The following is a 23,614-nucleotide window of genomic DNA, read 5'->3' on the forward strand; positions in this document are numbered from 1 at the left end:
ATTCAGTCAAGCCGGGTGGCTAGTTACCATTCGGGAGTTGGACCATGGTGAACATGTGGGAAAATGAATATGTATATATAGCTGCTCGTTACAGTGTCGTTATTCTGTGCATGATTGTTTTTTTAGCCATTTTTGAACTTGTCACAAAGTACAAGAACTGGGAGGAAATCAAACAAGGAAACCTTTCCGTCGCGTTGGCAACAGGTGGTAAAATATTTGGGATCGCTTATGTATTCCAACAGTCCATTCTCCATCAGAATTCGCTTATTACCATGATTGGCTGGGGCGTATACGGATTTGTCCTGCTATTGATCGGTTATTTCATTTTTGAATTTATGACTCCTGGATTTAAAATAGATGAAGAGATACAAAAAGATAATCGGGCAGTTGGATTCCTATCGATGATCATATCAATCGCATTATCTTTTGTCATCGGCGCAGGGATTTCTTAATGCCCTTCATGAGAGGGAGTAAGCTGTGGAGAAACTAGCAAAAGTCCTAATTGTTTGTTGCGGAATCTTTTTTCTGTTTGGAATCATTTATATGACATTCTTCAACTGAAGCGGCCATTATGCCGCTTCTTTTATTTGAGTTCAATTAAAAAGAGTGGGTGGTGGCATGTATAATAATAATGGTCAAATAGACTTTTCTAAAATAGGAGGAGGATTATGGATCAGCCCAAATTGATACAAAAGATAGAAGAATTATCGCTGAATGCTTTACCGGCCATGCAAACCCAAATCTATGACGGATGGGTTATCCGATTTGCGGATGGATATATGAAACGGGCGAATTCTATCGCCCCCATCTATTTATCGTATGAAAATGTGAAAAAGAAAGTATTGAATTGTGAACAATTATATTTTGCTAGGAATGGTAAGGCGATATACAAAATGACTCCACAGTCAAAGCCCCACAACTTGGATAGTGTATTGGAGGAGTCTGGGTATGTCCTGGAGGGAACAACGAGTGTCCAAGTATTGAATTTGGCAGAAACAGAATCACTGAATGAAATCAATGTCATAAAGTATGATCATTTACATGATCACTGGTTTCATGATTTCTGCCTACTAAGTAAAATGAATGATCATGATCAACCCATTCTGAAAAAGATGTTAGGGAATATCATCCAAAAAAAATGCTTTATGTTGTTGACTGATGAGGGTGGAACCGTGACAGCATGTGGACTGGGCGTTTTGGAAGACGAATACATAGGCCTGTACAATATCATAACCCATGAAAATTTTCGAAACCAAGGCATTGGTGCCATCCTCATGCGTAATTTATTGCATTGGGGTAAAGAAAATGGAGCAAAAAATGCTTATCTTCAGGTGATAAAAACAAACGCGCCCGCTCTAAGCTTGTACGGAAAGTTAGGGTTTGAAGAAAAATATAAGTATTGGTATAGAATTAAAACTAAGGAGTAGAACCACTCCTTTTTTTGTTCACCTTTTTAAGTGTTGCATCCAATATTCCCTGTGGTCGGTATAGGACATATTTCTCATCATGGGGTCTTTGTACACTGAAATTCTGCAATTGTAAGAAAATCCCGATTGTATTATAATGAAAAGAGTATTGAGAATATTCAGAAGGAGGGGGCAAATGAGCAATAAGCCATGGCAAGCTATTTATCCGGAACAGATACCCGCTGCTTTGTCTTACGAAGATAAACCTCTTTATTCTTTTTTAAAGGAATCAGCCGAAGAATTCCCCGATAAAGTATCGATTCATTTCCAGGGAAAAGAATTAACTTTCCGGGAAGTGCATGAATCTGCTTTAAAGTTTGCAGCCTATTTAAAAAGTATCGGTCTTCAAAAAGGTGAACGCGTTGCCGTCATGCTTCCTAACTGCCCGCAGGGTGTCATAGGCTTTTTTGGGATATTGATGGCCGGCGGAGTCGTGGTTCAAACGAATCCAACCTATACTGAACGTGAATTAGAATATCAAATGAAAGATTCCGGAGCGAAAATAATTTTGGCGATGGATATTTTATTTCCCCGTGTTGCAGCAGTGGCATCAAGAACGGATATAGAACATATAATTGTAACCGCTATCAAGGAATATTTACCTTTTCCGAAAAATCTCATCTATCCTTTTATTCAAAAAAAGCAATACGGCATTGTCATCAATGTGGAGCATGAAGGGAATCATCATTTATTTTCCGAAATCATGAAACGAAAGATGACCGAAGAAGTCACTGTGCCGATCGATGTGGATAATGACCTTGCCCTTTTGCAATATACTGGTGGGACAACAGGCTTTCCCAAAGGGGTCATGCTTACCCATAAGAATATGCTTGCGAATACGAAAATGTGCAATGCATGGCTTTATAAAAATAAGCGCGGTGAGGAAAGGATCCTTGCGATTCTGCCTTTCTTCCATGTGTACGGTATGACTACAGTCTTGGTTCTTTCCGTCATGGAAGGAAACACCATGATCATCATGCCAAAGTTCGATGTCTTAGCGACGCTTAAAACCATCCAAAAACAGAAACCGACCATGTTTCCAGGAGCGCCCACGATGTATATCGGCCTCTTGAACCATCCGGATATCGCTAAATATGACCTTTCTTCCATCAATGCCTGTATAAGCGGTTCTGCATCATTGCCCATAGAGGTTCAAGAACAGTTTGAGAAAATTACCGGCGGGAAACTTGTTGAAGGCTATGGACTTTCCGAAACCTCACCGGTGACCCATGCTAATTTCATCTGGGATCAGCCGCGTGTAAAAGGAAGCATTGGGCTGCCGTGGCCAGATACTGACTCTGTGATTCTGTCCCTGGAAACCTTTGAAGAGCTTCCCCCGAATGAGATAGGCGAAATTGCCATAAAAGGACCACAGGTAATGAAAGGATATTGGAACCGTCCGGATGAAACGGAAAACACCTTTAGAAATGGCTGGCTGCTTACAGGAGATCTGGGCTACATGGATGAGCAGGGGTTCTTTTATGTGGTCGAGAGGAAAAAGGATACAATCATTGCAGGCGGTTTCAATATATATCCACGAGAGGTGGAGGAGGTGCTATACGAGCATGAGGCCATACAGGAAGTGGTTGTGGCAGGTATCCCTGACCCCTATCGCGGTGAGACCGTTAAGGCCTATGTCGTACTGAAAAAAAATGCCATTGCCACTGAAGAGGAATTGAATGAATTTGCCAGAAAGAACCTGGCTTCCTATAAGGTGCCGCGCAGCTATGAATTCAGGGATGAACTTCCTAAAACGACGATTGGAAAGATCCTGAGAAGAGTCCTTGTTGAGGAAGAAAAGAAAAAAATATCCGAGGAAAGAAAAGAAGCTTAAACTAGCACCCCTTTTAACGGAGCAGCGGAAGAAAGCTCCGTGTTTTGCAGAACGGCTGGACAACCTATGGATGGGGGCTGTACAATGAACTGAAGTGAATGTCAGGACCCCTAGAAGTTTTTGCTTGACAGTAAAGGGTCGTCATTTTATGATAGAAATATGAATGATGATTCATTCATTTTCTGAAAGGGGACATCCAGTGAAAAGCAACAGACCAAAGTATAATCAAATTATTGAAGCGGCCGTTATCGTCATTGCCCAAAACGGTTACTATCAAGCCCAAGTATCCAAAATCGCCAAGCAGGCAGGCGTAGCGGATGGCACCATATATTTATATTTTAAAAATAAAGAAGATATCCTGATATCATTATTCCATGAAAAGATGGGCTCATTCGTGGAACAGATCGAAGAAGAAATAACAGGGAAGACCACTGCTTCGGATAAACTGAGTGTGCTCATCCAAAAACATTTTAGAAACCTTTCAGAAGACGTGAATTTAGCAATTGTCACTCAGTTGGAATTGAGACAGTCGAATAAAGAATTGCGCCTTAGAATTAATGATGTGTTAAGAGGGTATTTAAATTTAATCGATCAGATCATTATTGAAGGAAAAGAGAACGGCGAATTCCTGCCTGATTTAAATAATTTACTTGCCAGGCAGATGATTTTTGGAACGATTGACGAAACGGTGACGACTTGGGTCATGAATGAGCAAAAGTACTCTCTTCCTGACCTTGCACCAGACGTTCACCGCCTGCTAATTGGCGGCTGTGGCCTGAAAAGTTAACGATTTAAATAGAGGATGGCTAGCCATCCTCGAAAGAATCGATTAATTCTGCTCCCCTTTATCGGGAAGTGGTACATATTGAATTTTCAAAAAAGTTCGACTAGCATGCCTGGAGGGATTGATATGGAATATCTTAAGCTTTCTGTCGAAGATCATGTGGCTTTTATAACGATTGATCATGCACCTGCAAATGCGCTTTCTTCTGCTATCATCGGAGAGCTTTCACAGGCCTTCGATCAAATTGAGAAAGACGAGGCCGTACGGGTTGTCCTTCTTCATGGTGAAGGAAGATTTTTTTCTGCAGGAGCAGACATTAAAGAGTTTACGGAAGTGGAGAACGGGAAAGCTTTCGAGAAGCTGACCAAGAATGGTCAATCTGTATTTGAGAAAATCGAATCTTTTCCAAAACCGGTCATTGCAGCCATCCATGGAGCGGCGCTTGGCGGAGGATTGGAGCTGGCAATGGCCTGTCACATCCGATTGGTCACTGAAAGGGCTAAACTTGGTTTGCCTGAGCTGCAGTTGGGCTTAATCCCTGGATTTGCCGGGACCCAACGTCTTCCTCGTTATGTAGGCATGGCAAAGGCTGCTGAAATGCTTTTTACAAGTGAACCGATATCGGGTACGCAAGCTGTGCAATGCGGATTGGCGAATCATGCCTTCACGGATGAAGAACTGATTCCAAAAGCAAAGGAACTAGCCAATAAAATTGCCAAGAAAAGCCCGCTGGCTTTAAAGTCGGCCATTGAGTTATTAAATTATTCTAAGCATGATTCCTATCATAAAGGTGTGGAAAGGGAAGCTGCCCTCTTTGGCCAGGCTTTCGATACCGCTGATGCACAAGAAGGAATCAGCGCTTTCATTGAAAAAAGGGAAGCTGTATTCAAAGGGAAATGATGATTTTGGTATAAATAACTATTTTTATATATTATGCAGGATTTTGATGAAATCTGTAGAAAATACTATATATCAATAAAATTCATAATCTTCAAAACTCAAATCATTCGGGAGGTATTATCGTGAACATTTATGTACTGCTGAAAAGAACATTTGATACAGAAGAAAAAATTACACTATCCAATGGGAAAATTAATGAGGATGGAGCAGAATTCATCATTAATCCATACGATGAGTATGCGGTTGAAGAAGCAATCCAGGTACGTGATGCACAAGGCGGAGAAGTAACGGTTATTTCTGTCGGAACCGAAGAGGCTGAAAAGCAATTACGTACAGCGCTGGCAATGGGTGCTGACAAAGCCGTATTGATAAATATAGAAGACGACATAGAAAATGGCGACCAATTCACGACTGCCAAAATTATAGGTGAATACTTAAAAGGTAAAAATGCCGATTTAATCATTGCAGGAAACGTAGCAATCGATGGAGGTTCTGGTCAAGTGGGGCCACGCGTTGCCGAAATTTTAGAAATTCCTTATATTACAACCATTACTAAACTGGACATAGCAAATGGAAATGTAAGCGTTATCCGTGATGTCGAAGGGGATTCTGAAACGATCGAAGCATCCCTTCCATTGTTGGTGACAGCTCAACAAGGGCTTAATGAGCCGCGTTACCCTTCATTGCCAGGAATCATGAAAGCGAAGAAAAAACCTCTTGAAGAATTGGAATTGGATGACCTGGACTTGGAAGAAGAAGATGTTGAGGCAAAAACAAAAACGATTGAAATTTACCTTCCTGCTAAAAAAGAAGCTGGAAAAGTATTGGACGGAGAAATCAGTGATCAAGTTAGCAAACTTGTTCAATTATTACGCAGTGAAGCAAAAGTAATTTGATCTTAAACGGTACTTTTCAAAACAACACACACGACAAAAAAGAAAAATAGAGCACAGGAGGTTTTTATAAATGGCTAGAAAGTTTCTTGTATTGGGCGAAGTTCGTGACGGTTCACTAAGAAATGTATCATTTGAAGCTATCGGTGCGGCTAAACTTGCTGCAGATGGCGGGGAAATCGTAGGTGTTTTAGTTGGTGACAGTGTTCAAAACTTCGGGAATGAATTGATCCAGTATGGCGCGGACCGGGTTGTGGCAGTGGAAAATGACCAATTGAAACAATATACTTCAGATGGATATGCACAAAGCTTGCTTGCCGTCATTGAGCAGGAAAAGCCAGAAGGAATTTTCTTTGGACATACGGCCCTAGGAAAAGACCTTGCACCTAAATTGGCTGGAAAGCTTGAATCAGGTTTGATCTCGGACGTTACATTTATTGAAGAAGAAGGCGGAAATATCGTTTTCACCCGCCCGATATATTCTGGTAAAGCATTTGAAAAGAAAATTGTTACGGATGGCGTGATATTCGCGACAATCCGTCCGAACAATATCGAACCATTAGCTAAAGATGAGTCCCGCTCTGGTGATGTTTCTACATTAAGTGTGGACATTAAGGATTTACGTACAATCATTAAAGATGTTGTCAGAAAAGCTAGTGAAGGGGTCGACCTTTCAGAAGCGAAAGTAATCATCGCAGGTGGACGGGGCGTGAAAAGTGAAGATGGTTTTGAACCGTTAAAGGAACTTGCACAAGTTCTTGGCGGAGCGGTAGGAGCTTCACGCGGAGCATGTGATGCGGACTATTGCGATTACTCTTTGCAAATCGGGCAAACGGGTAAAGTCGTAACACCTGACCTTTATATCGCCTGCGGAATTTCCGGTGCGATCCAGCATTTAGCGGGGATGTCCAACTCCAAGGTTATCGTTGCCATCAATAAAGATCCGGAAGCTAACATATTCAATGTAGCTGATTACGGAATTGTCGGAGACCTTTTCGAAGTCGTTCCATTACTTACGGAAGAATTCAAAAAACTAAAAGTTAACGCTTAAAATAATACAAATTAGGGGGCAAGACATTTGGCATAAGCCGACACATGTCTTGCCCCTTTATTTGGGCTAAGAGGCAAGGACTTCGGCCTGCATATTTATTCTTTTTTTGGACATCCTACCACTGAAGCAAAATATTAGCATCGATTCGAGCAACAATGGTATACTGTCTTTAGTTATTTGAGTAAATTTGAGGAGGAAATATATATGGCTATTGTAAATGCAACTGACCAAACTTTCACAACAGATACTAGCGAAGGTGTTGTTCTTGTAGATTTTTGGGCTCCATGGTGCGGACCTTGTAAAATGATCGCTCCAGTTCTTCAAGAACTTGATACTGAAATTGGCGATACAGCAAAAATCGTAAAAGTGGATGTAGATGAAAACCAAGAAACAGCAGGAAAATTCGGTGTAATGAGCATCCCGACATTAATCGTCCTTAAAGACGGTGAAGTGGTTGATAAGGTTGTTGGTTTCCAACCTAAAGAAGCACTTGCTGAACTTATTGCAAAACACGCGTAATAGTAAGTTAGCTAAAAAAAGCTTCAAGTCTGCGGACTTGAAGCTTTTTTCGCTATCTTGATATATAATGATTGTAAAAATGGGAGAACAGGAGGCTGAATCATGAATCAACAAATAAAGAATAAACTTGCCCTTCTTCCCGATCAACCTGGTTGTTATTTAATGAAGGATCGTCAGGGAACGATCATATATGTAGGCAAAGCGAAGGTGTTGAAAAATCGTGTCCGATCTTATTTTACGGGATCTCATGATGGAAAAACATTTCGGCTCGTGAATGAGATTGAGGATTTCGAATACATCGTCACCTCTTCCAATATCGAGGCTCTTATTTTAGAGCTGAACTTAATCAAAAAACATGACCCAAAATATAATGTCATGCTAAAGGATGATAAGACGTATCCTTTCATCAAGCTGACTGCGGAACGCCACCCGCGTCTAATCATTACGCGAAAAGTCAAAAAAGACAAAGGGAAATATTTCGGTCCTTATCCGAATGCATTTGCAGCTAACGAAACGAAAAAATTGCTCGACCGCATCTATCCCCTAAGAAAATGCAATACTTTACCAGATCGCGTTTGTCTCTATTATCATCTTGGCCAGTGCCTGGCCCCATGTGTATATGAAGTAGAGGAACAGGAATATAAAAAAATGGTGGATGATATCAACCGGTTCTTGAACGGCGGTCATACTGAAATAAAAAAAGAACTGACTGAAAAAATGCTAGTGGCATCTGAAGAGCTCGATTTCGAGAGGGCCAAGGAGTTCCGTGACAAGATTGCCCACATTGATATTACGATGGAGAAGCAAAAAATGATGACGACCGATTTCGTCGACAGGGATGTATTTGGCTTTGCCTATGATAAAGGGTGGATGTGTGTTCAGGTATTTTTTGTCCGGCAGGGTAAATTAATAGAAAGGGATGTTTCACTTTTTCCGGTCTATGATGAACCCGAACAGGAACTACTTACATTCCTGGGACAGTTTTACGAGATTACGAACCATTTTAAACCAAAGGAAATCTTGCTCCCTGAATCAGTGGATGCCGAAATGGCCGAAGGGCTGCTTGGGGTCAAAACGATTCACCCCAAAAGGGGGGCGAAAAAAGACATGCTTAAATTGGCGAATAAAAATGCCTCCATCGCCCTTCAGGAAAAATTCTCTTTGATTGAAAGGGATGAAGAAAGAACGATCAATGCGGTGGAAAACCTCGGGAACCAACTGGGCATCTACACCCCGCATCGAATTGAAGCTTTCGATAACTCCAATATCCAGGGAAGTGACCCTGTTTCCGCTTTAGTCGTGTTCATTGATGGGAAGCCGGAAAAAAGAGAGTACCGAAAATATAAAATCAAAACAGTCCAGGGACCTGATGATTATGAATCGATGCGTGAAGTGATCAGAAGAAGGTATTCACGAGTATTGAAAGAAGGGCTGCCGCTACCGGACTTGATCATCATTGATGGCGGAAAGGGACATGTCGAAGCCGTACGGGATATTCTGGAGAATGAATTGGGCCTTGAGATTCCGCTTTCAGGTCTCATTAAGGATGAAAAGCATAGGACATCGCAATTGATGATCGGAAATCCTCTTGAAATCGTACCTCTTGATTCTCGGAGCCAGGAATTTTACCTATTGCAAAGAATTCAGGATGAAGTGCATCGGTTCGCGATTACTTTTCATCGCCAGCTACGCGGGAAAAATGCGGTTCACTCCCAGCTTGATGATATTCCAGGAGTCGGGGAAAAACGAAGGAAGCAATTATTAAGGCATTTTGGATCATTGAAGAAGATCAAAGAGGCAACAGTCGAGGAAATCATGGAAGCTGGAATGCCAAAAGGGGTAGCCGAGGGAATCGTTAGAAAATTACAAGAATAATCTTGCTACCGATAAATCACTATGCTATGATTAAAAGGAATTTTTAACTAGACAACTTAAAAGTGCTGATAGAGGTGCGGAATTCAAGAGTAAAGACCTGGAGAAGTATGAGCTTCCATGAAAGGTTTTGAAAGGGGATGACGCCGAAGGAAGACAAGACTCATACCTTGTTTTCCTGGTCCGACATTTAATAAATGGCGGATTGTCAGGGTTTATACCCTGGAGAGCTATCTCACTGTGTTTACAGTATTGGATATGTGATCACAGCAATGAGATATTTCTCATTGCTTTTTTTATTGCCTAAAAAGTAGAGAGGGTGCATGAGGATGGCATTAATCGTTCAAAAATTCGGCGGAACATCCGTCGGTAGCGTAGAAAAAATCAAAAATGTTGCCAATCGGGTAATCGAGGAAGCGGAGAATGGAAATGAGGTAGTCGTCGTTGTTTCAGCCATGGGGAAAACAACGGACCAATTGGTTTCCATGGCCCGTGATATTTCCGGAACCCCGAGCAAAAGGGAAATGGATATGCTATTGACCACTGGGGAACAGGTAACGATTTCCCTGTTAACGATGGCATTGATTGAAGAAGGGCATGAAGCCATTTCGTATACTGGCTGGCAGGCTGGCATGCAAACGGAATCCGTTCATGGGAATGCCCGGATTTTAAACATTGATGCTTCAAGGATCCAAGCTCAGCTTCAACAGAAGAAAATAGTGGTCGTGGCCGGTTTCCAGGGGAACGATGTAAATGGGGAAATCACTACATTGGGGCGAGGCGGTTCAGATACGACGGCGGTTGCCATCGCTGCAGCTCTGAATGCGGATAGATGCGATATTTATACGGATGTAACAGGTGTTTTCACAACGGATCCACGCTACATAAAAGGCGCGCGAAAACTCCAATCCATTTCTTACGATGAAATGCTGGAACTTGCCAACCTAGGGGCGGGCGTCCTCCATCCAAGGGCTGTCGAATATGCAAAAAATTATCAAATTCCGCTTGAAGTCCGTTCAAGCATGGAGAGAGAATCAGGAACGATCATTGAGGAGGAAGCAACTATGGAAGAAAACTTAATTGTACGCGGCATTGCTTTTGAAGACAGTATTACGAGGGTCACAATTTATGGTTTGCCCCAATCACTTGGGGCATTATCCACAATCTTCACGACACTTGCGAAAAACCGGATCAATGTGGACATCATCATTCAAAGCATGACAGCCGAGGATACGACCAATCTATCTTTTTCCACAAAAAGTGGAGATACGGAAGCGGCCTTGATCGTGCTGGAAAATAATAAAGAACGATTGGGATTCGACCGGGTCGAAACGGAGAGCGGGTTGGCCAAAGTGTCCATCGTCGGTTCTGGTATGGTATCCAACCCCGGTGTGGCTGCCGAGATGTTTGAAGTGATGGCCAATACAGGCATCCAGGTGAAAATGGTCAGCACATCGGAAATTAAAGTTTCGACTGTCGTCAATGAAAAGGAAATGGTGAAGGCGGTTGAATCCCTTCATGAAGCATTTAAACTTGGTCAGCATGCAAATGTGCTAGCTTAAGTGCAGGAGTCCAATAAAAAACAGACTTCCGGTAAAAAGGGTAAGTCTGTTTTAAGGGCTAATTAGATTGGATCTCTGGGATCCCATTGGATGGTGAATATCACTTTTTTTGCGCGGCGTTTGATTTCTTCCGTTGATTCGCTGAGGAATTTTTTTTGCAGTGAAAACTGCTCGGCAAGGAAACCGGCTTCAAGCTGGAAGTGACAATCAGGGTGTAAGTCCAAGCGGCGGCTGATTATTTCACCCGTCAGGGATAATTCCATCTCGTGTTTCGTATACTTCATGATTTCAAGATTGCCCCATCCGGCGCTTTGGAAAAATTCAATAACTTCCTGATCGCCATTCAACGGGAATTTTCTTGCTAATTGTTTACCTGCCCAATAGAGGATTTGATTAGAGTCTTTTCCGAGAACATCGTTCAATAGAACTTCTCTGATTAATTCGTACCCGAAAGCTGGAACTTTGAATTCCTCAGCTTGAATTTCTTCAGTTTGAATCTCTTCTTCTATCGCAGCAGCAATATTTTTTTTCATAATTTATCGCCTCTTTCTGTAAATCTATTATAAACGTATTTCTTTTGCAAATTATACTGTTTTTTATTTATTTAAATAGCAAATGGAAAAAAATGAGAAATTATAGCGGGATATTAATAGATTAATTTGTAATTTCTCCAAAATATATACTTGATAGATTAAAAATTGACAATTTAATCCAATAAAATCTATTCTGAAAAAGAGATTTCTTGTATCCGTTTTCTTGACGCACATTGAAGTCAGGAGTAAAATGGACATGTCACATAATTGTAAAGGAAGTATAGAGGAGTTTTTTTGACTCTATACTATATTTTCACGCGGAGATAAAAGGTAGCCACCAGATTATCTTTGCATGATTTTTCACAAATTAAGGGGGGGCACTTAGTGGCAAAGAATCGTGAGTTTGGGAATCGCAGGCTTCATTCACTTCTAGGAGTAATTCCAATTGGTCTATTCCTAATTTTTCATTTATCGGTAAACTTTATGGCAACAAAAGGAGAAGAGACTTTTAATGGGGCAGTTCATTTGATTGAATTTACGCCCGTAAAGCTTTTGGTTGAATGGGTCGTCATCTATCTACCAATCCTTTTCCATGCTGTATACGGAATTTATATTGCCTTTACAGCAAAAAACAATTTGGGGAGATTTAGCTTCTTCCGTAACTGGATGTTCATGCTGCAACGCTTGACTGGAATCATAACTTTGATCTTCCTTGTTTGGCACATTTGGGAAACTAGAGTCCAAGCAGCTCTAGGGGCAACAGTTGATTTCGATATGATGGCGGAAATTTTCTCTAATCCATTCATGATCGGGTTCTATATTGTCGGTATTATCTCAGCAATTTTCCACTTTGCTAATGGATTATGGTCATTTGCAGTGAGCTGGGGTCTGACAGTTTCACCAAGATCGCAAAGAATCATGACATACTTTACATTGATCGTTTTCGTTCTTCTTTCTTATATCGGAGTTAGTGCAATTTTCGCTTTCGTATAAGAAGATAGAGTTCATTTATAAGTATTAGGAAAAACATAGCTTGGCTAATGGAAATAAGGGAGTGACAGAATTGGGTAAAGGTAAAATAGTTATCGTTGGTGGAGGTCTAGCTGGATTAATGGCTACGATCAAAGCAGCAGAGCTGGGACAACAGGTTGATTTATTTTCTTTAGTGCCTGTTAAACGCTCTCACTCAGTTTGTGCCCAAGGCGGAATTAACGGGGCAGTAAATACAAAAGGTGAAGGGGATTCTCCATACATCCACTTCGACGATACAGTTTATGGCGGAGATTTCTTGGCTAACCAACCGCCGGTTAAAGCGATGTGCGAAGCAGCACCATCGATCATCCACATGTTTGACCGTATGGGTGTAATGTTCAACCGTACTCCGGAAGGTCTTCTTGATTTCCGTCGTTTCGGTGGTACTCAACATAGCCGTACAGCATTCGCTGGTGCAACAACTGGTCAGCAATTACTTTACGCATTGGACGAGCAGGTTCGCCGTTATGAAGTTGAAGGCCTTGTAACGAAATATGAAGGCTGGGAATTCCTTGGAGCTGTTATCGATGATGAGCAAACAGCACGCGGTATCGTAGCTCAAAACCTGACTTCAATGGAAATCAAATCATTCCCTGGCGACGCAGTCATCATGGCGAGCGGCGGCCCTGGAATCATTTTCGGTAAATCAACTAACTCAATGATCAATACAGGATCAGCAGCATCCATCGTTTATCAACAAGGTGTAAATTATGCAAATGGTGAGTTCATTCAAATTCACCCGACAGCAATCCCTGGAGATGATAAGCTTCGTCTAATGAGTGAATCCGCTCGTGGTGAAGGTGGACGTATCTGGACATATAAAGACGGAAAACCTTGGTATTTCCTTGAAGAAAAATATCCTGCTTATGGTAACCTTGTACCTCGTGATATCGCTACACGTGAAATCTTCGACGTATGTATGAACATGAAGCTTGGTATTAACGGAGAAAACATGGTTTACCTGGATCTTTCTCATAAAGACCCTAAAGAACTTGATATCAAACTTGGCGGAATCATTGAAATTTACGAGAAATTCATGGGTGAAGATCCTCGTAAAGTTCCAATGAAAATTTTCCCTGCCGTTCACTATTCTATGGGCGGACTTTGGGTGGATTATGACCAAATGACTAACATCAAAGGTTTATTCGCTGCAGGTGAGTGTGATTACTCACAACATGGCGGTAACCGTCTTGGTGCGAACTCACTTCTTTCTGCAATCTACGGTGGTTCAGTCGCTGGACCGAATGCCGTTAAATATATTGAAGGCCTTGATAAAACTTCAGAATCCATTCCTTCTTCATTGTATGAAGGGTACGAAAAACAAGAACAGGAGAAATGGAATGAAGTCATGTCTCTTGATGGTAATGAAAACGCGTATATTCTACACAAAGAACTTGGTGAGTGGATGACACAGCATGTTACTGTAGTTCGTTACAATGACAAGCTGAAAGAAACGGATAACAAGATTCTTGAGCTGATGGAACGTTACAAGAAAATTAACATCAACGACACGGCAAAATGGAGCAACCAAGGAGCTGCCTTCACTAGACAGCTTCAAAACATGATGCAATTAGCTCGTGTAATCACAATTGGTGCTTTAAACCGTGACGAAAGCCGCGGAGCTCATTACAAACCTGATTTCCCAGAACGTAATGATGATAAATTCATGAAAACTACAATGGCGACATTCAAAGGCTTAAATCAAGCACCTGAATTCCATTACGAAGATATTGATGTATCACTTATCGCACCGCGTAAACGTGACTACACAACGAAACACTAAAGAGGGGGAGCAAAAAAATGGTTGAAACTAAATCTGAGACTAAAACAGTCCGTTTTATAATCACTCGTCAAGATACACCGGATTCAGCTCCTTATGATGAGGAATTCGAATTAGCGTACCGCCCGAATATGAACGTAATTTCCGCTCTAATGGAAATTCGTCGTAATCCAGTAACTGTACAAGGCAAGCACACTACAGCAATCGCATGGGACATGAACTGTCTTGAAGAGGTATGTGGTGCTTGTTCAATGGTTATCAATGGTAAACCAAGACAATCATGTACAGCTCTTATCGATCAATTGGAGCAGCCAGTTCGTCTAGCTCCAATGCGTACATTCCCTGTTGTTCGTGACCTGCAAGTCGATCGCAGCCGTATGTTCGACTCATTGAAAAAGGTAAAAGCATGGATTCCTATCGATGGAACTTACAATCTTGGACCAGGACCTCGTATGCCAGAAAAGAAACGCCAATGGGCTTACGAATTATCTAAATGTATGACTTGCGGTGTTTGTTTGGAAGCTTGTCCGAACGTAAACAGCAATTCAGACTTCATTGGGCCACAACCATTATCCCAAGTTCGTTTATTCAATGCACATCCAACAGGTGCAATGAACAAAGCTGAACGTTTAAATACGATCATGGGTGATGGAGGGCTTGCAAACTGCGGTAACTCGCAAAACTGTGTGCAGTCTTGTCCGAAAGGCATTCCATTGACGACTTCAATTGCCGCGTTGAACCGTGATACTACGATCCAACAATTCCGTAACTTCTTCGGCAGTGATGAAGTTTAATAAGTAACATGAAAGAACCTGTATCTTATGATATGGGTTCTTTTTTTTATTGTTTTACGCACGTTGACTTGGTTGGGAATCGATTGCAAAATATAAACGATCGATAACTGGAATTAAAGTGTAATTGCGGCCCAAGCCAACGGTGAAGGATTTGATTAATGAAGTGAGCTTGATAAAATTAACCTGCTTCAATAGAAAATCCTTTTCATTATCGTTGTTTTCTTATAAAATGAGTGAATAGTCATTCAATTCAGAAAGGGTGTGCACAAGTTGGGCAGAATATCATATATCGATAATATAACGGAGTGGATCAATGATTTTTCTTTTAAACATGAGATTAAGGTCCGCTTTTCGGAAACTGATATGTTTGGGCACTTGAATAACACGATTCCTTTTACTTATTTTGAGGAAGCTCGGATTGAGTATTTCAACAGTATGGGGTTCATGAAGGATTGGGCCTCGGCTGAATGCGGTGAGATGCCGGTTGTTGCAAATTTACAGTGTGATTACCTGAAGCAGGTGTTTTTCAATGATCAGTTGACAATCCATGTGAAAGCTGACCATATCGGAAATTCTTCAGTGGACTTACATTATATGGGGGCCAAACAAGATGGCTCAATTTGTTTAACGGGCAGGGGGACGATTGTGCAAGTCTCAAAGGACACCGGAAAGCCCGTACCTTGGACGGAAGAGATGAAACGATCGATGTGGCATACAGAGCTGAACAATCCTAAAAATATTTCCATTTAGACAAGTAAAAGAGTCACTCCATTGCCCTAGCCGACATACTATATCTTGACTAAATAGACACCCACTCCGGGTTTTATGCTGGTGAAGGCAAGGAGGGTAACATTACTTGAAGGAGAACGAATTCACTCATAAGCCACTACTCACCAAAAGAGAAAAAGAAGTATTTGAGTTACTAGTACAAGACAAAACAACAAAAGAAATCGCAGGTGAATTGTTTATTAGCGAAAAAACAGTTCGAAACCATATTTCGAATGCGATGCAGAAGCTTGGAGTTAAAGGACGTTCGCAGGCAGTCATAGAACTCCTTCGTATGGGAGAACTTAAGCTTTAATGTGTTAACTCTTAATACGTAAGCCTTAAAAATAATTTCTCTCCCGTTTATTGGCAGCATATAAGGAAGGGCAAAGCAACCTGGTTGTTTTGACTTCTTTGGATGCTGCTTATTTTTATGTATGGGGTTTCATAATGCTTCCAGGCAATCAATCTTGAAAATCATTTCACTTTCATCCAAAATGGTAGTATGATAAGTTTCATGAAGTGGGGAGCTGTGTATATGGATGAAGAGAAGCAGGCGGCATATGTAGCCGATATCGAGAGGGAATTGCGCTATGTATCGACGTGGCTTAAACAAAGGGGAAGAGAAATTCTCCATGATTATAAAATTACCATTCCTCAATTCGTGGCTTTGCAATGGCTTTTTGAATCAGGCGATATGACGATTGGCGAATTGTCCACGAAGATGTTTCTCGCCTTCAGCACAACGACGGATCTGATTGACCGCATGGAGAAACATCAGCTTGTTCAGCGTGTCAGGGATGAAAAGGACCGGCGTGTGGTTCGAATTCACCTTCTTGAAGAAGGTGAACGGATTATCGAAGAAGTAATTAATAAACGGCAGCAGTACTTGAGTGGCGTGTTAGTCAATTTTAACGAATCTGACATCAGGTCCCTCAAAGGGATTCTAGCAAAACTACATCTAGAAATGAAAGAAAAATGAGGCGAGTTTTTTGAAACAACCGATAGGCATCATTGATTCAGGGGTAGGCGGCTTGACAGTAGCTAAAGAAGTCATGCGTCAGCTTCCAAATGAAAATATAATTTACTTAGGTGATACAGCAAGATGCCCTTATGGGCCGAGGACTAAAAAAGATGTCCAGACCTTCACATGGCAGATGACGAGGTTCTTGATGAAGAAGGATATAAAAATGCTGATCATCGCTTGCAATACGGCGACTGCAGCTGTATTGGACGAGATCAGGGCAATACTTCCGATTCCTGTGTTGGGTGTCATTCATCCAGGGGCAAGGGCGGCATTGAAAGTTTCTGAGTCCTTGAATATTGGCGTAATTGGTACGGAAGGCACGGTAAAAAGCAAAGCTTATGACGACGCGCTTGCTTCCATCAATTCCGATGTGAAAGTAGATAGTTTAGCATGCCCGAAATTTGTCCCGATCGTGGAAAGCGGGGAGTTTCAAGGGGGTATCGTCAATAGGGTCGTGGCACAAACCTTGAACCCGTTAAAGAAAACGAAGATAGACACATTGATCCTTGGCTGTACCCATTATCCACTGCTGGGGCCTGTAATCTCTTCCTATATGGGGGACGAAGTGCAAGTCATTTCCTCTGGTGAAGAGACGGCCCGTGAGGCAAGTGTCATTTTGGATTACTATAAATTAATCAATAAAAGCAAGCTCCGTCCAGTTCATCGCTTTTACACGACTGGTTCAAGAGATATGTTTGGTTCCATCGCGTCGAGCTGGCTCGGTATTCATGTCAATGACATCGAAACAATTAAAATTGATCACTTATAAGACTTCCATTTGGAAGTCTTTTTTTTCGGAAGGGGCAAAAATATATTGTTATGTAAATAGCTGCAAGCCAGGATGGATATATCGCTAGAGAAGATGAAGCCTAGATGGGCTTTAATTTAAGGGATAGAAAGGGAAAGGGGATTCGGGTGTTCCAATCAGGATTTCCTGAAATCCCAATGAAGCTGACAAAAATGCAGCAGTACGGGCAAGTTGCCCAGCTCCATTTCAGAGAGAAAAATAATTGGTCTATTTTCCCCCAGGGCTCGTATAAATAGGAGTACAAACTGTCCTAGGAGTGATTTTATGTCCAATAAATCAAAAGTAACAATGGTTGTGACCATTCTGGCATCTTCTTTTTGGCTCTCGGGCTGCGGATTATTTGGCGGTGAAGAGAAAAAGGAAATTGATCCACCAAAGGATGTTACATTAGTCGAGGATGAATCTTCATTGAAAGAAAAAGAAACGAATGGTGAGGAAAAGCCAGCGGCTGATGGAGAAGAAGGCGCTGTTGAATCGAAAACGGTGAAGACGGAGTTATATTTAATTGATAAAAGCGGGTATGTGGTTCCACAGACATTGGAACTTCCTAAATCGGAGGCTGTAGCTAAACAGGCCCTTGATTACCTTGTCAGTAACGGGCCAGTCACGGATAAACTTCCAAATGGGTTCAGGGCCGTCATTCCTGCCGATACCCAAATAAGCGTGAACATTAAAGACGGAGTGGCTGTGGCGGACTTTTCGCCGGAGTTCAAAAACTATCAGAAAGAGGATGAACTTAAAATCCTTCAAGCCATTACATGGACCCTGACACAATTCGACTCGGTCGATAAAATCCAAATGAGAATCAATGGGGAAGATATTTCCGAAATGCCGGTCAATGGCACACCGATAGATGAAAATATCTCAAGGTCGTCAGGAATCAATATCGATACGAGTGACGTAGTCGACATTTCCAATACAAAAGCACTGACCGTTTATTATGTAGGCGGTGACGAGGAGTACACTTATTATGTTCCGGTGACGCGCAGGATCAGTGAAACGGTGTCTGATAATGTAACAGCCGTCATTAAGGAATTAACGAAGAGTCCTTCGGGTTCCAGCCTGCAAACAGGGTTCATGAGTGATGTAGCTTTACTTGACGAGCCTAAAGTGGCAGAAGGTAAGGTCAGCCTCAACTTTAATGAAAATATCCTTGGAAGCTTTAAAGAGAAAAAGGTATCACAAGAAGTCCTTGATGCCTTGGTTCTTTCTTTAACGGAACAGAAAGGAATTGAAAGCGTTGAAGTACAAGTGCAGGGCAGCGCTGATGTTCTTAATGAAGAAGGAAAGAAATTATCCGAACCGGTGGTACGTCCAGAGAAAGTCAACACTGGCAGTTTTTAAAGAACGGAATAATATTAGAAATAGCGCAATGAGGCAGCCTGAAGCTGTCTCTTATTTTTTTGCCTCCAGAATTGAATTACCACCCTTTTAGAGCCCCTGTCGTATAAAACTTAATTATTGCTTTAGATGAGAACTAATACCCCTGTCAGGCAATTTCCCGTATCGTGAGAAAGTTTTTACATAAATAAATTTTTAAAAGGGGAAATTACTTTTAATAATGCGATAAATGGGGGGATATTCTGGATCTAAAGGTAATTCAGGCTGTACACATGTATGTTTTAATCATTATGAATACAGGATTCACGGTACATGTACTGCTCCTTCCCAATATCTTGACCGCATCTCAACGCGATGCTTGGCATAAGGAGTGTTGTTCCCTGTATCGTTTGGACCCTATTTATTTTTTATATTTATAAAAAACTAGATAAAGAAGATATAAACGCTTTTCTAAAAAATGGTCTACACCTTTAAGTGTTAAAAAATCATGGACCCCACTGCAAAAATCATCGTGTTGGAACAGGAAAAGAAACCTTTATATGATTTAGAAGTTAGAGCAGTATAGATAACAATGATATGGAAAAAATCGAAAAAAGGTAGAAATAAAAGTTAAGGAAGATATTTTGAAGACATTGGAGACAGGGGGGAATCAATACAGACCTTTTTAACATCAGTGAAAAGGCATACAGATACCATGTGAATAAGTGGGATAATAAAATTATTAATTCCTTTGATAAGACTTCAATAAATAACATAAAAGTTAATATCCATAATAGTGAAAATTACAAACGTTAGATTACAAGTTTCGGCTTATTGCAGATGAGGGAGTTGTGTTAGACTTAAGTTATCTGGATGATGCAGCGGCCTTTTTTATCGTGAAAGGGAGCGCTGAATTCTTCCGTTTGGCACTGGAGAAGAAGTGGCTTTTACATATAACGAGTTACAGCGGATTCTTTCTTAGCCGCCAAAAGCTTCATGCCGATAAAATAAAAAAGGGTGAAATGAAAAATGAAGACAGTAATCATTGCAACGAAAAATAAAGGGAAAGCCAATGAGTTCGAAAGCTTATTCTCTGCAAAAGGATATGAAGTCAAAACACTTCTCGATGTACCGGGTGCTCCGGATGTTGAGGAAACTGGCACGACTTTTGAAGAAAACGCGATCCTGAAGGCAGAGGCCATTGCCCATCAGCTGGGCCACTTTGTCATTGCTGATGACTCCGGATTGATTGTAGATGCATTGGAGGGCCGTCCTGGCGTATATTCTGCGCGCTATGCTGGAGAGTCCAAGAGTGATGTAGCAAACACGGAAAAAGTCCTCCGGGAGCTGAAAGGCGTACCAAAAGAGGATAGAACGGCGAGATTTTATTGCGCATTGGCACTTGCGTCACCCAACCAGGAAACGATTACGGTATCAGGAACGATGGAAGGCTTGATTACAGAACATCCTTCTGGAACAAATGGATTCGGTTATGATCCAATCTTTTTTGTTGAGGAACAGGGCAAAACAAACGCCGAATTGACAAAAGGGGAAAAAAACAAAATCAGCCACCGTGCCAACGCATTGAGGGCTCTAGATGAAAAACTTGATCTATTTCTAAAAAGGGAAGAAGGAATATGACGATGAAAGTGCTAATAATGAGTGACAGTCATGGCTTAACTCATGAAATCAGCATGATTGCCGACCGTCATAAACAAGAGGTTGCTGCCATGATCCATTGCGGTGATTCAGAGTTGGATAGAAATGACCCTCACATGTCGGAATTCTTAGCCGTTCGTGGGAATTGTGACTATGATTCAACATATCCGAATGATATTGTGGAGAGTATCGCAGGCAAACGTTTCTTCCTTACGCATGGACACCTCTATAATATAAAAATGACCTTGATGAACCTTTCATATAAAAGTGAAGAGACAGGGGCGGATATTATTTGCTTTGGCCATTCCCATGCTGCAGGCTCAGAATTGATTGACGGCAAGCTCTTCATCAACCCGGGAAGCATTAGGCAGCCGCGAGGACGAAAAGAGAAAACCTATGCCATTTTGGATATCGGAAATGACCAACTTGAAATCATCTTTTATGACCTTGAAGGAAAAATCGTTGAGGGACTAAGAAATGCTTATCAAATGGAATGACTTCATGTATAATGAACAGGAAGCGTTTTTCCCCGCTTCCTGGTTCATAAAAAAAGAAAAAACTTTTTTTGAAAAACCGTTGACTTTCTTTTGATATCCTAATATAATAAGAAGTGTCCTAAGGGAACAGTTAAGGTATTACATAAGTTTTACCGCAACTCATATCATAAACGTCTCAGTAGCTCAGCTGGATAGAGCAACGCCCTTCTAAGGCGTCGGTCGGGAGTTCGAATCTCTCCTGGGACACTAACTAAAAAAGCCAAAACCTTCCAAGGTTTTGGCTTTTTTTACTTTTTTGGCTGTATAAAATAACGAGGGTAATTTCGATTCGCATCCTTTTATAATGTTCGTATAACGATAAGAAGTTTTTTATTTCATATTTATCGCAGGTGGATGATCCTTTTATGTCGAATTTGTTATAAATAAGGAGATGTTTAAATGAATAAAGATAGATTATTCAAGTTCATTCAAACTTCCACTCGGGGCAATTTTTTCTCAGTCGAAATAACCGAAGATGGAACTGAAGTGGTCCAATTAGCCAAGGAGTTAGAAAAAGAAGGAAGAATCAAGTTGAGGGAATGCACACGTAAAGAACAAGGTGTTTATCTGGAAGGAATACTTAAGTTTGTGCCTAGCTAATACTTAATGAGCTCTGACGAAGGACAAATACTATGCTCCATAGAAAAAGGCATCCATGATCGGGTGCCTTTTTTCTATTTCCAATCAATGTATTTTTTTATGATTTCACGGTTGCTGGAATTATAAAAAAATCAGGAAAAACATTGACAAAAAGCAAACAAATTAATATTATGTTTATTATATTATAAACTTTATAGGGAAGTGTTTGTTTTATGAAGGACGCTGAAATATTTTGGAGCGCGACTCAGGATGAGCTTAAACAAGGGTATATAGAAGGTGAGAATAAATATATTTGTTTGCTGTGCGGAAATGCAATTGAAAAGGGGATCGTATACCCGGAAGATGGAGTTCTTTATGAAGCGAAGAGGTATATGGGAATTCATATTGAACATGCACACCGCTCCGTTTTCGATTACTTGATTGATCTCGATAAAAAACTTACAGGTCTCACGGACCATCAAAATCGCCTTCTTCGCCTTTTTTACCAAGGGAAGAATGATGCTGAGGTTCAGGAGGAAATGGGGATTGGGAGTCCTTCCACCATTCGGAACCATCGCTTTGTGTTGAAGGAGAAAGAGCGTCAGGCTAAGTTGTTTTTAGCCCTGATGGAACTTTTGAAAGATAAAGATGAACATGCGCCGGCATTTATCCCGCTTCATCAAAAAGCAAGGATGGTCGATGATCGTTATAACGTTACCGAGGATGAAAAGGTGACTGTACTGAAAAAATACTTCCCTAAAGGCAGTCAGGATGCATTAAAGTCTTTCCCGCCAAAGGAAAAACAAAGGCTGATCATTCTCCAAGAAATTATTATGAACCGTTTTGAAAAAGAGCGGAAATACGAAGAAAAAGAAATCAATCAAATATTGGGTGCCGTTTATCCTGATCATGTTCTATTGAGAAGATATTTAATAGAATATGGATTCTTGGATAGAAAGCCTGATGGAAGCCAATATTGGCTGAAGAAATGATGACTGGAGGCATGAAATATGGATCGTAAAAAAGAATTGAAGCAATTATATAAAGAAACGAAAGTAGAAGCAGGTGTATACCAAATAAGAAATAAGGTAAATAATAAAGTCTTTATCGGAAGCACCAGGAATTTAAAGACGTTGAAGGGGAAACAATTTGAATTGGAAGTCGGAACAAACACGAATAAAGTGCTGCAAGGTGAGTGGAACGAATATGGGAAAGAGGCTTTTTCTTTTGAGGTACTGCAGGTAATGAAACCGAAAGAAACAGGTTTTTTTGATGCTAAACGGGAATTGAAAAAACTTGAAGAAGAGTGGCTTGAAAAAATACAGCCATACGAAGAACGGGGATACAATAGAATGAAATCAAACTGACTTGTATGCAGCCTTTAGAGATTCTGAATGATTCCCGGCTCCTGTGATTGGTGTCCTTTTACACGAATTATTAAACTTGCACAAAGGAACTTCGGGTCTGGGTGGGAAGAAAAAAATAAAAGAATACATGGATAAGGATAATAAAAACGGCTGAATTTGGGCGTGTTCAAACAGGGAGTCATTTATGGCTCCTTTTTTGCGTGAAGATATTAAGGGATCTACTTGTTGTTAGTTTTTAAATGGTTTAAGCTAGTAATGAGGGAACTTTTTAAAATAAGGGGAAACCCGTGGGGGACCTTCACTAAATAATTAATTTTAGGAGTTGCGAATGAAAAAAATAGGATGGACGATAACGGGGATAGGGACAATCGTTGCGCTGGGGGCCTTTCTTTATCCTTTGAATGTTATTGATAAAACACTATGTATATATTTATTACTTGGCGGTGCAGGGCTAATGTTTGTCGGGTCTATGATCAGGGCTTTTCGGCTGCTGAAAAGGTGATTGATTTTTAAGGTTGAATAAAATTGTGCGA

At 41.0% G+C, this 23,614-nt stretch carries 26 protein-coding genes, 1 tRNA gene and 1 riboswitch; of the genes, 26 read left to right on the forward strand and 1 reads right to left on the reverse strand.

What is annotated here, in order from left to right; all coding sequences use genetic code 11:
* Nucleotides 1-44 precede the first annotated feature (44 nt).
* The 10 genes from ACFRAK_RS04220 to ACFRAK_RS04265 all read left to right on the forward strand — a co-directional run bounded on the left by ACFRAK_RS04220 (nt 45) and on the right by ACFRAK_RS04265 (nt 10,881).
* Nucleotides 45-452: a DUF350 domain-containing protein gene (locus ACFRAK_RS04220; RefSeq protein ID WP_098370024.1), complete on the forward strand. Its 408-nt coding sequence runs from the start codon at nt 45-47 to the stop codon at nt 450-452.
* Nucleotides 453-668: 216 nt separating this feature from the next.
* The gene (locus tag ACFRAK_RS04225; RefSeq protein ID WP_394571344.1) at nt 669-1,427 is read left to right on the forward strand and encodes a GNAT family N-acetyltransferase; all 759 of its coding nucleotides are present in this window, start codon (nt 669-671) and stop codon (nt 1,425-1,427) included.
* 175 nt (nt 1,428-1,602) lie between these two features.
* Entirely contained in the window at nt 1,603-3,300 is a 1,698-nt protein-coding gene (locus ACFRAK_RS04230) for an AMP-binding protein (protein WP_394571345.1), read from the forward strand.
* A 199-nt stretch (nt 3,301-3,499) separates the two neighbouring features.
* A complete protein-coding gene (locus ACFRAK_RS04235) occupies nt 3,500-4,087 on the forward strand; it encodes a fatty acid metabolism transcriptional regulator FadR (protein ID WP_260285357.1) in 588 nt (195 codons plus the stop codon).
* A gap of 123 nt (nt 4,088-4,210) precedes the next feature.
* Nucleotides 4,211-4,984 (forward strand): enoyl-CoA hydratase, encoded by a 774-nt coding sequence (locus tag ACFRAK_RS04240; protein ID WP_353872305.1) that lies wholly within the window; start codon nt 4,211-4,213, stop codon nt 4,982-4,984.
* Nucleotides 4,985-5,106: 122 nt separating this feature from the next.
* Nucleotides 5,107-5,880 carry an electron transfer flavoprotein subunit beta/FixA family protein gene (locus ACFRAK_RS04245; protein WP_394571346.1) on the forward strand — a complete coding sequence of 258 codons (774 nt, stop codon included), beginning with the start codon at nt 5,107-5,109 and terminating at the stop codon, nt 5,878-5,880.
* 70 nt (nt 5,881-5,950) lie between these two features.
* Entirely contained in the window at nt 5,951-6,928 is a 978-nt protein-coding gene (locus ACFRAK_RS04250) for an electron transfer flavoprotein subunit alpha/FixB family protein (RefSeq protein ID WP_192205998.1), read from the forward strand.
* Between the two features lie 198 nt (nt 6,929-7,126).
* Nucleotides 7,127-7,447, forward strand: coding sequence for a thioredoxin (trxA, locus tag ACFRAK_RS04255; protein WP_328113193.1), 321 nt, complete (start codon nt 7,127-7,129; stop codon nt 7,445-7,447).
* A gap of 102 nt (nt 7,448-7,549) precedes the next feature.
* A complete protein-coding gene (uvrC, locus tag ACFRAK_RS04260) occupies nt 7,550-9,322 on the forward strand; it encodes an excinuclease ABC subunit UvrC (RefSeq protein WP_387705105.1) in 1,773 nt (590 codons plus the stop codon).
* A 61-nt stretch (nt 9,323-9,383) separates the two neighbouring features.
* Nucleotides 9,384-9,560, forward strand: a riboswitch (Lysine riboswitch).
* Nucleotides 9,561-9,648: 88 nt separating this feature from the next.
* The gene (locus tag ACFRAK_RS04265; protein ID WP_387602539.1) at nt 9,649-10,881 is read left to right on the forward strand and encodes an aspartate kinase; all 1,233 of its coding nucleotides are present in this window, start codon (nt 9,649-9,651) and stop codon (nt 10,879-10,881) included.
* 62 nt (nt 10,882-10,943) lie between these two features.
* Here ACFRAK_RS04265 and ACFRAK_RS04270 read toward each other — a convergent pair whose 3' ends face one another.
* Complete coding sequence (locus ACFRAK_RS04270; protein ID WP_387602541.1) at nt 10,944-11,414, reverse strand: YslB family protein; 471 nt, start codon at nt 11,412-11,414, stop codon at nt 10,944-10,946.
* Between the two features lie 384 nt (nt 11,415-11,798).
* Here ACFRAK_RS04270 and ACFRAK_RS04275 point away from each other — a divergent pair, with 384 nt between their 5' ends.
* The 16 genes from ACFRAK_RS04275 to ACFRAK_RS04350 all read left to right on the forward strand — a co-directional run bounded on the left by ACFRAK_RS04275 (nt 11,799) and on the right by ACFRAK_RS04350 (nt 23,583).
* A complete protein-coding gene (locus tag ACFRAK_RS04275) occupies nt 11,799-12,407 on the forward strand; it encodes a succinate dehydrogenase cytochrome b558 subunit (protein WP_387602544.1) in 609 nt (202 codons plus the stop codon).
* A gap of 70 nt (nt 12,408-12,477) precedes the next feature.
* Nucleotides 12,478-14,229 carry a succinate dehydrogenase flavoprotein subunit gene (gene sdhA, locus ACFRAK_RS04280; RefSeq protein WP_387602639.1) on the forward strand — a complete coding sequence of 584 codons (1,752 nt, stop codon included), beginning with the start codon at nt 12,478-12,480 and terminating at the stop codon, nt 14,227-14,229.
* Between the two features lie 17 nt (nt 14,230-14,246).
* Entirely contained in the window at nt 14,247-15,020 is a 774-nt protein-coding gene (gene sdhB / locus ACFRAK_RS04285) for a succinate dehydrogenase iron-sulfur subunit (protein WP_034308984.1), read from the forward strand.
* Nucleotides 15,021-15,290: 270 nt separating this feature from the next.
* Nucleotides 15,291-15,770, forward strand: coding sequence for an acyl-CoA thioesterase (locus ACFRAK_RS04290; protein ID WP_387602547.1), 480 nt, complete (start codon nt 15,291-15,293; stop codon nt 15,768-15,770).
* Between the two features lie 106 nt (nt 15,771-15,876).
* Nucleotides 15,877-16,101: a helix-turn-helix domain-containing protein gene (locus tag ACFRAK_RS04295; protein WP_028392149.1), complete on the forward strand. Its 225-nt coding sequence runs from the start codon at nt 15,877-15,879 to the stop codon at nt 16,099-16,101.
* 222 nt (nt 16,102-16,323) lie between these two features.
* The gene (locus ACFRAK_RS04300) at nt 16,324-16,767 is read left to right on the forward strand and encodes a MarR family winged helix-turn-helix transcriptional regulator (RefSeq protein ID WP_098370109.1); all 444 of its coding nucleotides are present in this window, start codon (nt 16,324-16,326) and stop codon (nt 16,765-16,767) included.
* Nucleotides 16,768-16,777: 10 nt separating this feature from the next.
* Nucleotides 16,778-17,581: a glutamate racemase gene (gene racE / locus ACFRAK_RS04305; protein ID WP_387602551.1), complete on the forward strand. Its 804-nt coding sequence runs from the start codon at nt 16,778-16,780 to the stop codon at nt 17,579-17,581.
* Between the two features lie 303 nt (nt 17,582-17,884).
* Nucleotides 17,885-18,964, forward strand: coding sequence for a GerMN domain-containing protein (locus ACFRAK_RS04310; protein ID WP_260285349.1), 1,080 nt, complete (start codon nt 17,885-17,887; stop codon nt 18,962-18,964).
* Between the two features lie 827 nt (nt 18,965-19,791).
* The gene (locus ACFRAK_RS04315) at nt 19,792-20,001 is read left to right on the forward strand and encodes a hypothetical protein (protein ID WP_387602553.1); all 210 of its coding nucleotides are present in this window, start codon (nt 19,792-19,794) and stop codon (nt 19,999-20,001) included.
* A complete protein-coding gene (locus ACFRAK_RS04320; RefSeq protein ID WP_387705102.1) occupies nt 19,970-20,581 on the forward strand; it encodes an XTP/dITP diphosphatase in 612 nt (203 codons plus the stop codon). The genes ACFRAK_RS04315 and ACFRAK_RS04320 overlap by 32 nt, the downstream gene beginning before the upstream one ends.
* A 2-nt stretch (nt 20,582-20,583) precedes the next feature.
* Nucleotides 20,584-21,096: a metallophosphoesterase gene (locus tag ACFRAK_RS04325; protein WP_387602558.1), complete on the forward strand. Its 513-nt coding sequence runs from the start codon at nt 20,584-20,586 to the stop codon at nt 21,094-21,096.
* 172 nt (nt 21,097-21,268) lie between these two features.
* Nucleotides 21,269-21,342: transfer RNA gene (locus ACFRAK_RS04330), tRNA-Arg, on the forward strand.
* 192 nt (nt 21,343-21,534) lie between these two features.
* Nucleotides 21,535-21,735, forward strand: a complete 201-nt coding sequence (locus ACFRAK_RS04335) for a hypothetical protein (protein WP_048688856.1) — start codon at nt 21,535-21,537, stop codon at nt 21,733-21,735.
* 212 nt (nt 21,736-21,947) lie between these two features.
* A complete protein-coding gene (locus ACFRAK_RS04340; RefSeq protein WP_387602561.1) occupies nt 21,948-22,706 on the forward strand; it encodes a DUF2087 domain-containing protein in 759 nt (252 codons plus the stop codon).
* Between the two features lie 18 nt (nt 22,707-22,724).
* Entirely contained in the window at nt 22,725-23,081 is a 357-nt protein-coding gene (locus ACFRAK_RS04345; RefSeq protein ID WP_260285343.1) for a GIY-YIG nuclease family protein, read from the forward strand.
* A 328-nt stretch (nt 23,082-23,409) separates the two neighbouring features.
* Nucleotides 23,410-23,583, forward strand: a complete 174-nt coding sequence (locus tag ACFRAK_RS04350) for a hypothetical protein (RefSeq protein WP_192205984.1) — start codon at nt 23,410-23,412, stop codon at nt 23,581-23,583.
* Nucleotides 23,584-23,614: the final 31 nt, after the last annotated feature.

The organism is Peribacillus sp. NPDC056705, assembly GCF_043656335.1.